This is a genomic window from Nitrospira sp. BLG_2 (assembly GCF_049222245.1).
In genome coordinates this window covers 1-11030 of the sequence record NZ_JBLYIG010000204.1, presented here as the reverse complement: position 1 = coordinate 11030, position 11030 = coordinate 1, and the positions used below count along the sequence as shown (strand labels likewise).

10 protein-coding genes are annotated in these 11030 nt (G+C 55.6%); 8 read left to right on the top strand and 2 right to left on the bottom strand.

Annotated features, from left to right (window positions below; genetic code table 11):
* From ACOSYY_RS05725 to ACOSYY_RS05695, 7 genes are all read left to right on the top strand, one after another.
* A partial coding sequence (locus tag ACOSYY_RS05725) for an MGH1-like glycoside hydrolase domain-containing protein (RefSeq protein WP_421661305.1) occupies positions 1-775 on the top strand: 775 nt, incomplete at its 5' end.
* 139 nt (positions 776-914) lie between these two features.
* Positions 915-2888 carry a glycogen debranching enzyme GlgX gene (gene glgX, locus ACOSYY_RS05720; RefSeq protein WP_421661304.1) on the top strand — a complete coding sequence of 658 codons (1974 nt, stop codon included), beginning with the start codon at positions 915-917 and terminating at the stop codon, positions 2886-2888.
* Between the two features lie 138 nt (positions 2889-3026).
* Positions 3027-3575: a GlcG/HbpS family heme-binding protein gene (locus tag ACOSYY_RS05715; protein ID WP_421661303.1), complete on the top strand. Its 549-nt coding sequence runs from the start codon at positions 3027-3029 to the stop codon at positions 3573-3575.
* 119 nt (positions 3576-3694) lie between these two features.
* Positions 3695-4024 carry a hypothetical protein gene (locus tag ACOSYY_RS05710; RefSeq protein WP_421661302.1) on the top strand — a complete coding sequence of 110 codons (330 nt, stop codon included), beginning with the start codon at positions 3695-3697 and terminating at the stop codon, positions 4022-4024.
* Positions 4025-4127: 103 nt separating this feature from the next.
* Complete coding sequence (locus ACOSYY_RS20385; protein WP_526023288.1) at positions 4128-4340, top strand: DUF3565 domain-containing protein; 213 nt, start codon at positions 4128-4130, stop codon at positions 4338-4340.
* Positions 4341-4616: 276 nt separating this feature from the next.
* Positions 4617-7412 (top strand): intermembrane phospholipid transport YdbH family protein, encoded by a 2796-nt coding sequence (locus tag ACOSYY_RS05700; protein ID WP_421661300.1) that lies wholly within the window; start codon positions 4617-4619, stop codon positions 7410-7412.
* Positions 7409-7879 carry a YnbE family lipoprotein gene (locus ACOSYY_RS05695; RefSeq protein WP_421661299.1) on the top strand — a complete coding sequence of 157 codons (471 nt, stop codon included), beginning with the start codon at positions 7409-7411 and terminating at the stop codon, positions 7877-7879. The genes ACOSYY_RS05700 and ACOSYY_RS05695 overlap by 4 nt, the downstream gene beginning before the upstream one ends.
* A gap of 4 nt (positions 7880-7883) precedes the next feature.
* Here the strand turns inward: ACOSYY_RS05695 and ACOSYY_RS05690 are convergent, their stop codons facing one another.
* Both ACOSYY_RS05690 and ACOSYY_RS05685 read right to left on the bottom strand, forming a co-directional pair.
* On the bottom strand, positions 7884-8525 hold the full coding sequence (locus ACOSYY_RS05690; protein ID WP_421661298.1) for a sulfite oxidase-like oxidoreductase: 642 nt from the start codon (positions 8523-8525) through the stop codon (positions 7884-7886).
* Between the two features lie 298 nt (positions 8526-8823).
* Positions 8824-9204, bottom strand: a complete 381-nt coding sequence (locus ACOSYY_RS05685; protein WP_421661297.1) for a hypothetical protein — start codon at positions 9202-9204, stop codon at positions 8824-8826.
* 520 nt (positions 9205-9724) lie between these two features.
* Here ACOSYY_RS05685 and ACOSYY_RS05680 point away from each other — a divergent pair.
* The coding region (locus ACOSYY_RS05680) for a CBS domain-containing protein (RefSeq protein ID WP_421661296.1) at positions 9725-11030 on the top strand (1306 nt) is incomplete at its 3' end.

Below are 11030 nucleotides of genomic sequence, written 5' to 3'. Positions count from 1 at the left end.
TGTATTGCATCTTCCTGATGGACGAACCTTGCCGCTCAAGGTTCGATCCCTCGTCGGACTGATCCCGCTTTTCGCCGTTGAAACGTTGGACTCCGAGTTGGTCGATAGCCTTCCCCGGTTTAAGCACCGCATGCAGTGGTTCATCGAAAATCGGCCTGATTTCAGCGCTCACGTCGAGACCCATTCATATGACGGAGGAGTACGGAGGTTTTTGTCGCTGGTCAATCCAGTACGGCTCAAGTCGGTGTTACGGTACATGCTCGACGAGGAGGAATTTCTCTCACCCTACGGCATCCGCGCGCTCTCACGCTACCACAAGGAGCATCCCTATGTGCTTACTATTCAGGGCAGGAACTATCGGGTGGACTATGAGCCTGCTGAGTCGAGCACGGGACTGTTCGGAGGGAATTCGAATTGGCGAGGCCCCGTCTGGTTTCCGGTCAACTATCTGCTGATCGAATCGCTTCAGAAATTCCACTACTATCTCGGCGATGAGTATAGAGTCGAGTATCCGACACGTTCGGGTCAATTCGTCTCCTTATATGAAGTGGCTGCCGAACTGTCTCGTCGGCTGACTCATATTTTCCTCCGCGATAAGACCGGCCGCCGTCCGGTCTACGGAAGCACGAGCAAGTTCCAAAACGATCCGTTCTGGCGAGACGCCAGTCTATTCTACGAGTATTTTCATGGCGATAACGGTGCCGGTATCGGAGCCAGTCATCAGACAGGATGGACCGGACTTGTCGCCAAGTTGATTCAGCAGTCGGGGGAGTGATGCGGCCAGGATTGGATGATTTCCTTGCTCGCGCAACGAGCACGCAAGTTCTATTGAAAAGGTGATGCTGTGGACGGTGCTCGTTGGATGCGCGCAGTCAGAAACCACCCAATCCGGACCGCGAGGATGTAGGGAAAAGATGAAGGTTGAGGCAGAGATCTGTCAAAACCTGGATCGCGCGCTGGGCCTCGAATGGCTGGAAACGAACGGTCGCGGAGGATTTGCATCGGGAACGGTTTCCGGCGCCAATACACGCCGGTACCATGCGCTGTTGTTGACGGCGCAACAGCCGGGAGCCGATCGGTACGTGCTGGTCAATCACGTTGAGGAGTGGTTGAACATCGACGATGACACATGGTCGCTTTCGACGAACCTGTATTCAGGAGCGGTACATCCTGATGGGTATACCAATTGTTCAGGATTCTCGCCGACTCCATGGCCGACATGGACCTTTACCTATAAAAGTGCGCATGTCCGACGTGAAATCCTATGCGTTCGAGGCCGAGACCTTGTCATCATCCTGTGGAAGCTGATGGGCTTGAACAGCGATGATGTGGCTCTCAGGGTAAGGCCGATGCTGACCGGCCGCGACTACCACGCCCTCCATCATGAGAACGAAACGCTTTCCACGCAAGCCACGATCAATCAAGAGTCGGTGACCTGGCAGCCATATCAAGGTCTTCCTGTCGTGCGCGCCTTCCATTCGGGAACCTATCGTCATGCATCCGAATGGTATCGACACGTGCACCTTCCGCTAGAACAGGAACGGGGACTCGATTTTGGAGAGGACTGGTGGTCACCGGGAGATTTTTTATTCACGTTGGAGCCGGGTAAGGAGCAAGCGTTGGCATTTACCAGTGAGACGATTGACGGACTTGATATCGCGGATTTCGCGCACAGGGAACGTGCTCGGCGTATGCGGGTGCACAAGTCTGCGTCGAACGGCGACCGACTGGCCGACGCATTGTGGCAGGTAGCGGATTCATTCTTGGTCCAACGAGAGACGCAACATACGATCATAGCGGGGTATCCATGGTTTATGGATTGGGGACGAGACACCTTTATCTCGCTTCCCGGGCTCTGCCTCGTAACCGGACGACATGAGGCGGCCTGGAAGATCATCCGGACCTTTTCTCGCTACGTGTCGGAAGGGATGGTTCCCAATCGCTTTCCGGATATGAGTGAAGACCCCGAATACAACTCCATCGATGCGTCACTGTGGTTCGTCCATGCTGTCGACCGGTACCTGACATACAGCGAAGATGCAACACGTGTCCGGTCGATTGCCTGGCCGGCGATGAAGCAGATTCTCGACGGCTATCGCCACGGCACGAGGTACGATATCCATATGGACCTCGATGGTCTTATCATTGGCGGCACTCCCGGTATCCAACTTACCTGGATGGATGTGAAAATCGGCGATCAACTCGTCACGCCACGGCATGGAAAGCCGGTAGAAATCCAGGCTCTGTGGCTGAGGGCTCTGGACGTGGGCGCACGGCTTGCCGCGCGGTTCGATGAACCGGACTACGCCGCGGATTGTCAGAAAGATAGGGCACGAGCGGTGGAGTCTTTCCGTACCAAGTTTTGGTACAAAGACGGACGGTATTTATACGATACGATCAATGGACCGGAGGGCGAGGATACATCGATTCGCCCCAATCAAATTTTTGCAATCGCTCTCTGTGATGATCTGCTGACGACGGAACAGGCGGCACAGGTACTCCATATCGTCAAGGATCATCTTCTCACACCGGTGGGGCTGAGAACGTTGTCGCCGACGGACGTTCGATATCATCCTCGGTGCGAAGGTGGCCCCATGGAACGAGACAGTGCGTATCATCAGGGTACTGTCTGGCCGTTCCTATTGGGGGCTTTCGTAACGGCATGGCTGAAAACATTCGGACAAACGGGCAAAACACGAACAGAGGCGCGATCGTTTCTCAATGGAATCGAAGCCCACTTATGGGAAGCCTGCCTCGGGCAGGTATCGGAGATTTTTGATGGGGATCCTCCACATCATCCGCGAGGCTGTCCCGCTCAAGCGTGGTCGGTTGCGGAACCTCTTCGTGCACTCGTTGAAGACCTCGGGATACGATTACGACCGGAGTAGCCCAACTCATCTCACCCCGAATTTTCCGTTCCCAAACCGAATCAGCGCCAAACGGGAACTGATGGATCTTCGTTCGCTTGACAGAGTTGGCAGATTGTCCGTAGTCTGAATGCGAAGAGTGTGTGAGGAGGACCAACCATGGTGGAACAGGGCATCTCGATTCGAAGCGGTCGGCTGATCGTTGCAGGTATGACGATGGTGCTCTTATTGGGTATTGCAGCTCCTCGCGTGATGTTTGCCGACGAATTGCCCAAAGAACCTCAGTTGCCGTTTGGAATGGCGAACAAAGCGATTCAGGCAGCATTGGAAGCTTGCAAGAAGGACGGGTATCGAGTGAGCGTGTCGGTGGTTGATCGTGCCGGCGTCCTTCGTGCGATGGGCCGTGCCGACGGTGCCGGGCCGCATACGGTCGATAGCAGCCGGAAGAAAGCCTATACGGCCGCAAGTGTGCGGCGCCCTACCAGTGAGTTAGCGGATCTCATTATGAACGTTCCTACGTTACAAGGACTTCGTGACATGAACGGAGAAATTCTGATTCTAGGTGGCGGACTTCCCATTGAATTCGGCGGAGAAGTGGTTGGAGGAATCGGTGTCGGTGGAGCCCCGGGGGCCCATCTGGATGATGCCTGCGCTCAGGAGGGGCTCAATGCCATCGGTGCTGCTCATAAAATTTCTGCGCCAAAGTGAAGGAGCGCTCATGGGCACCCATCCTTGGAATCGCCGTGCTCATCTGCATAGGGTGTAACAGGAATACGCCCGAGCCGGCTTCGGTAGAAATAGCATCGACTCACATTCGACTGACAATTGTGAGAATCGCGACGGATCCGTTCCTCCAGCGATTTAATCTGACTTTGAACGTCAAGGGGGCGAGTGGCTGTGCTTCTTCAACCGAATTGTTTCCGGATACCGGCTATGCCGGGCGACGTAACGTCTATCAAGCCTCAACGGGAAGCGTCTATGTGGTGGGGCAGTACGATGCGCGCGTGGTCGACGTGAGCTGCCGAACGAGCCTCTCAGAATTTCGCCATCTCGATCGAAACGTCGTTTTTATCGGCAGCTTCGATCAAGATGAAAGCAGGCACTGGACGTATGTTTCCGCCGCTCAACGACCGGAACTGCCGTTCGAGAAACGGTGACATTGACTCGAGGCCGGAAAGAATCGACGGAACAATAACATCGGCGCCTAATCGTGGTTTTGCGATCCAAGCGTCCTTCCTGCAATACGAGAATCATTACGACATGCAACAGCCGATCATCGGATATCATCAAGATGAATGTGGTGATTGGGTCGCCGATCTGGCATGCGGTCATGGACAACACGTGCGGCATCAGCCTCCATTCACAAATCGTCCTTGGGTGCTCACCGTCGCGGGACGCGAGCAGCGTTTGGGCACCCCTTTGAATTGCAAGAAGTGCGATGAACCTGCCGATAGTCCTTCGACTTCGGGATAAACTCCGTGCCGTCCACTCTCCTCCGTCTCTTCCTTAGATCAAGGAGAGGAGCGAATCCGACTTGTGCTTGAAATGATGTCTGTTTACAATCCACTCCCAATCGATACAACTTCACCGGGTGGAGTGCAAGACAGCGGCGGGCTCTCCCTTTTTCACGCGAAGTAAAAACAGGCCGATCGGGCCATATTCGACGGCAGAGCCGTTCGGACATCTTGACAAGGCGCGAGAGTTTGTTTGACAACCGTGGCCAAGTCACCGAAGCCATCCAGGGAAATCATGTTCGCACAACGATACCAGATCGTCGTTCTGCTCGGGCTGGTGGCGCTCTTTAGCTGCTATTTGCTGTTACCTCTGGGCGCCTCTTATCTGTTGGCGAATAGACTTCGTGAGCATGGGTACAGCAATGTCATCCTCCAGCTCGGCTACCCCGGCTGGGCGCACATGCGCATCCCGGTGATCTCGTTTCAGCAGGATTTGGGCGAAGAACAACTGATGGTCTCACTGACAGACGCGGAGATACGGTATGATCTGGCCCAACTCCTGCGAGGGCGTGTCAGTCGTATCGTACTGCGAGACGCGGCAATCCATGTGTTGAACGTGCAGTCCGCAGGACTGATCGAGCAAGATGAAAGAGACGCGGATGAGCCTCATGATTGGGAGTCACCGTGGCGATTGTTGACGGCGGGGGATCTCTTGCGCAGTCTTCCGATCCTCCCGTTCGACGAGCTGCAACTGGATCATCTCACCATTTTTCGCGAGCAGGCGACGGGACCGCTTCGCAGGGTGACGATTGATGGGAGCCTGACGTATAGCGGCAGAGAGGTCGGCGGTCACCTTACATTTCGCGGACGTGACACCGCGTCCTATGGCTTGGTCGTAGTAGGACACTCCGCCAGTTCCTGGTCGGTGACCTTGGCGTCGCAGCGACCGCAAGCGGCGCCGATTGTTTTCTGGCAGTCGCAAGCGCATCCCAACGGCTCACAGATTGAGGTCAAGGGGCGCCTCCAGGTCAATGTGCAAGAACTGGCTCCATTCATCGCACTCCTTGTTCCGATCGGCCCGGAATTGGAGAAGGTCACGGGAGAAGTGGCGATAGATTGGGCCGGGATTACGGCTGCGGAGGCCGCACTCAGCTCTGTGTGGGAGGACGAGCGCACACATCTGGATGGCAATATGCGGGTCAATGTCACGCTGCCGGCTCTGAGAGGCGTAGCAAAGGATATAGCAGTCGCGTATGAGGGTAGATTCGGAGGGAATGCTACTCAAGCGGAATGGGCCATGAGTCCCGGTGTCTTGCTGACCGCGACGCTCAATACTCAACCGCGCATTATTCCCGAAGCCGTCAGATTGATACTTCCTCATGGAGATCAGCCGGTGCGGATTGAGAACAGGAAGCCCGTGCAGGGGACTCTGTATTGGAAAGAAACGCCCATACGGACAGTGGCGCAGGGACCTTTGCATGTGACGTACGGACGGACACCTGGACCATTGGTGGCCCAATTCGAAACGACCCGCGCCGAGGGGCTTGGAAATGAATTGGTGTCCGCCGAAGGGGCCTATCATCTGGAGGGTATCCTCCCCAAGGCCATTACCGAGCGGCTTTCGGCCAGAGAAGCGATGGGAGGAGTTCAAGGCACGGTGAAACTGGCTCGGACACATGTGCATGGGGTGCTATTGCCCCCATCATCAATTACGGCGAAACAGATCGGACAGGGCCCCACGCTCATTTCAACCGTCACACTGAATCTGTCGGAGCCGTTGACAGTGGAGTGTGATCTGACGGCGATTCGTTGCAGCGGGGGACAGATGATCGCGATGGTCCGGGCTCCGGTCATGAGAATAAGCGGTCGGAACATTCGCGTCACGCAAGGTGTCTTGAAAATTCAGGAGGCGGAAACGACCAAGGCCGCATGGGCGGCGCAAGGGACGTTGTCGGTCGCCGGCGTGAGTCCGGAGCCGGGTTCTTGGTGGCCTTCCACGAGTGATTGGACAATCAAATTCTCTGCCGATCAAGTCGGCATCAAGGCCGACCTTCGGGTCGATACCGCGACACACGAAGGGTTCGTGACAGCTAGGATCCATCAGCCCTTGCGGACTGCGCAAGGGCTGATGCATGGTGTCATCGGTCCGCTGACGTTTAACGGCACCGACCGGCGGCTCAGCAAAATGATCACATGGCTTCCTCCGTCAACGGATCTAATCGAAGGAATGTTCACGGCCACCGTCGATGCATCCTGGTCGAGTACTTTCCGCGATCGGATCACTGTCATGAATGCAATGTCGGCCACCGCGAAGGTGGTGGCCGAGAAACTGTCCGGTCCCTATTCCGCTCATGTTGTGAAGTGCTTGAGCACCACGATCGAGTTGTACACCAAGGGGTTTGAATCAATTGCCATGGCCCGGCCGGCCTCGATCTTCGTTGAGTCGGTACAGAGTGGTGTTGATGTCGCAAATCTTGCGGCTTCCTACCAGATCAAATGGGAATTGCCGAATCATGTGCCGGTCGTCGATGTCGGAGACTTCCAGTGCGAAGTATTTGGTGGGACGGTCAGCAACCCAGGTCCTGTCCGAGACTTAGCCAAACCTCCGGTTACAACGACGTTTTCGCTGCGGAACCTCGATCTCGCGAAAATTCTCAGCATGGAACAACAGAAGGGACTTCAGGGAACCGGAACACTCAACGGGACGCTCCCCGTGACCATCACCTCGGATGGGATCATCGTGAAAGATGGAGTGATCGAGGCACAGCCTCCCGGAGGGATCATACGCTACATATCGGCGCCGGAACCAGCAAAGACGCTTTCGGAATCGGATCGTCAACTTCAGCTCGTCGCGCAAGCACTCAACAACTTTCAGTACTCGCTGTTGCGTGTCGGCGTGAAATACGGCGAAACAGGAGTGCTGGACCTCAATGCTCGGTTGGAAGGCAAGAATCCTGATCTCAAGAATACTCCTCCGATTCACTTCAACCTGACCGTGCAAGAGCATATTCCAACGCTTCTGAAAAGCCTGCGCTTGCCCGAAGATATCGGGACCATCGAAAGAAAGTATAAACGACTAGGACCATTATGAGGCGGCTATGCAGAGCGGGAACCATACGGATAGGTATCGGAGTGCTGGCGTGGGTCACGCTGCTCCTAGCCGTGGATGCCTGTACTCCCAGAGGTGAGGTTCCTGCCCAGGAGAAGCCGATCACGATCAATCTCAATGTCAAGAGTGATCACGAGATTCGGCTGAAACTGGACAAGGGCTTGGATCAGGTTCTATCGAGCGACAATGGACGGCTGGATCGAGCGAAAGCAAAGGGATTGATCGGGGAAAAGACCAATGGCTATCTGGGAGCGGTGAACCCTTCCAATGCTGAAGTCCAGGCGCTGATAAAGGGCGCCAATCAGAAGAGGCGGCAGGCCTATGAAGATATCGCAAAGCGAAACCGCATCAGCATCCAGTCGGTTGAACAGCTCGCCGGAGAAAAAGCCATTCAGAACGCCAAGCCGGGAAACTTTATTGAGGGTCCGGGTGGGTGGATGAAGAAATAACCGCCTATCCGTAGCGATCGTTCTTCCACGGGAGCGCGGTGTTGGAATACCCGCGGACCTCCCAAAACCCCTTCTCATCCTTATCTGAAAACGTAATTTCCTTCACCCACTTCGCTCCCTTCCAGGCATAACGTTTCGGGACGATCACGCGTGCCGGCGCGCCATGGTCTCGGGAGAGGGGTTTGCCGTTCCAGCTATGGGCCAGGAGTACATCATCATCGTCACAGGCTTCAAGCGGGAGGTTCGTCGTGTAGTCGTCGTAGGATTTGAATAGGACAAACCGCGCAAGCGACAGCGGCTTCACGACGGAAATCAAGTGCTTGAAGCTCACGCCTTCCCAGTCGTTGTCATAACGGCTCCATGAGGTGACGCAATGGAAGTCCGACCGGTCTTTAAATCGGGGTAGGATCACGAATTGCTCCCATGTCAGGACAAGAGGAGCTGCGACAAATCCGCCGATACTGAGCCTCCATTCGCTCAATGGAATCTCCGGCTTGAAGCCGAGATCCAGTACGGGGAAGTTGTCGACGAGGTGCTGGCCTGGAGGTAAACGATCATCGCCTTCATAAAAGACTTCCCGTTCTTCTCCGCCTCGTCGGGCCCTCGCCCATTGTTCTTTGGTCTTTGTCAGTCTCGATTCATCCATTTCGCCTCCACCGTTCTGTATACAGAGTACGGGAATTGAAACCGATGTGGCAACCCACTCGCCGGCAGCCGGCCTTGCCCCAACATTCGGGCAACCGAACATTTCGGCGGACAGCAGCCTTCATAGACAATATTAACTTGCGGGGGACATTGAAATGAACGAACACAACCCAACGCCGGTCCTTCCGGACGACGTCGATGATCAAAAGTTCGTCGCCAATGTGCATCCGGCTGATGGGGCAATCCGAAGCCAGCCGGCCGCTACAATATCGTGGGCGGCCGGGTTGATCATGGAACGATCATTGAATGGAGTTGGCGAAACCGCTGCGGGTGATCTCGGCACGTACAGGGTCGCCGACTTTCTTATTGCCTCGCAACTGCTTGGTGTCTCGGCTTATGTAGAGCTGGACCTGATTTCCTTCGTAGTCTTCAACGGTGTAGGCATTACCCTTGATGTGCTTGATCGTTCCGCCGATCGTCTTCCATGCCGGACCCGGCTTATGGTCAGACAGGCGCGCTGTGGACGGGGAGGTCGTTTTCCGTGTTGATGGCACCACATCCGTGACGGCTGAGGAATAGCCACGCGATTGGCTCACGTCTTTTGAGCTTGCGGCAGCCATGGACGGTATCATCAAAGAAAGAGCGGCCAGACCGCCCAGGACAACCGGAAGGATCGTCATGCGATGAATCCTCATCAAGCACCTCCTGGTATACATGATGTGAATGGGTACGAGTGGCAGCAAAGTACGTGCCCATCAAAAGAAAATGGAATGATGACTCGGATACGGAAATTTACTGCTGAAAAGCACAGCGTATCCATGAGACAAGAGAAAATCGGCACATTATTGAGCAAAACTGCACGGCGACCGTCACCCGGTTAGGTCACGCAGCTACACATTGAACGATCACAGCATGGGCAGGATGGTGCGGATCGGATACTCCTCGAGAAAAAGTGGGCGGCCGAGCTCGACCGGAGCATGTTGAAGGTTCTGGTAAACACAGCTGCTCTGAACGCCGGATCGTTCATGGAGCGGGTGAAAGTGCCTGATTCGTAGCTGACATCATATCCTGCGCTAAACCCTTAAAGAGTGGACGCTTCCGACCGTGGTTGATAGATCTGGCAAATATGAATGCGTCCGTCGCTTTCCTGGAAGAAAATCCAGCATTTCGCATGTATCGGGACCCTGTTAGAATGCGCTCATGGATGTCATAGCCACGCATAGTAACGCGGATTTCGACGGCCTGGCCTCGATGGTTGCCGCGCGCAAGCTTTTTCCGGATGCCAAACTGGTGTTGCCTGGCGGAGGCCAAGAGACCGTCCGGAATTTTCTTGCCGTGCACGATCTGGACATGACCAAACTCAAAGACATCGATATCTCGCAAATCACGAGGCTGGTGCTGGTCGATACGCAAGACCCGGACCGGATCGGACCGCTCAAATCCTGCGCCCAGAATCCGGCGGTTGAAGTCGTGGTATTCGATCACCATCTCGAACCGACCTCAATCAGCGTCAACCGTTCGAAGCAGTCCGTGATTGAATCGGTCGGGGCTTCGACAACACTGCTCGTCGAACAACTCCGGCGGCGGCATATTCCTGTGACGCCGTTCGAGGCGACCGTGATAGCGCTGGGTCTCTATGAAGAGACCGGGTCGTTCACTTTTACCTCCACGACCAGCCGGGACTTCGAGGCCGGATCGTTTCTCGTCGCAGCCGGCGCGGACCTGAATATGGTGACGGAGACCCTGCACCGTCCTCTGGATCCTGATGCCGTCGCGCTGCTGAACGATTTTTTGGAGCATAGCGAAGTGCACTATCTGGAAGGCCGCAAGGTGCTGGTGGCCACGAGCACGGTGGACCGCTGCCGGGGAGAAGCAGCTGGGGTGGTGCATAGACTTGCCGAATTGCAGGGAGTCGATGCCGTCGTCGTGGCCGTGATGATGGCCGACCGAGTGCAAGTGATCGGGAGGAGCCGCAGGCCGGAAATCGACGTCGGCTGGATCGCTCGGGAATTCGGAGGAGGAGGCCACGCCGTGGCGGCGGCCGCCGCGGTCAAAGGACAGACGCTTGTGGAAGTGAAGGAAAAGGTCGTTCGCCTGTTGACCACACGGTATCGTCCGACTCTGCTGGCCCAAGATGTCATGACCCACCCGGTCAAAGCGATCGATGTCGAGACGAGCGTCACTGAAGCGGGACAACGGATGACGGCCTATGGGCTCAATGTTTTTCCGATTGTGGATGAAAAAGACCATTACACCGGGCTCGTCAGCCGGGAGTCGATTCAGAAGGCTTTGTTCCATCGACTCGGCAAAATGGCCGTGCGTGACATCATGCAGACCGACGCCTATCTTGCGCAGCCGGATACTTCGTTTCAGGAGATCGAAACGGCCATGATCGAGCGAAACCAGCGGTTTGTGCCCATTATCCAAGACAACAAAATCGTCGGTGTCATCACGAGGACGGATCTGCTGCGGACCTTGCACGATGATGTGCTGAGGATCGCCCGAA

Bases quoted from the DNA above. Each gene is read 5' to 3' on its own strand.
- ACOSYY_RS05685 (WP_421661297.1), bottom strand. From the start codon at position 9,204: ATGACGATCCTTCCGGTTGTCCTGGGCGGTCTGGCCGCTCTTTCTTTG.
- ACOSYY_RS20385 (WP_526023288.1), top strand. From the start codon at position 4,128: ATGCAACAGCCGATCATCGGATATCATCAAGATGAATGTGGTGATTGG.
- glgX (WP_421661304.1), top strand. From the start codon at position 915: ATGAAGGTTGAGGCAGAGATCTGTCAAAACCTGGATCGCGCGCTGGGC.
- ACOSYY_RS05695 (WP_421661299.1), top strand. From the start codon at position 7,409: ATGAGGCGGCTATGCAGAGCGGGAACCATACGGATAGGTATCGGAGTG.
- ACOSYY_RS05715 (WP_421661303.1), top strand. From the start codon at position 3,027: ATGGTGGAACAGGGCATCTCGATTCGAAGCGGTCGGCTGATCGTTGCA.
- ACOSYY_RS05690 (WP_421661298.1), bottom strand. From the start codon at position 8,525: ATGGATGAATCGAGACTGACAAAGACCAAAGAACAATGGGCGAGGGCC.
- ACOSYY_RS05700 (WP_421661300.1), top strand. From the start codon at position 4,617: ATGTTCGCACAACGATACCAGATCGTCGTTCTGCTCGGGCTGGTGGCG.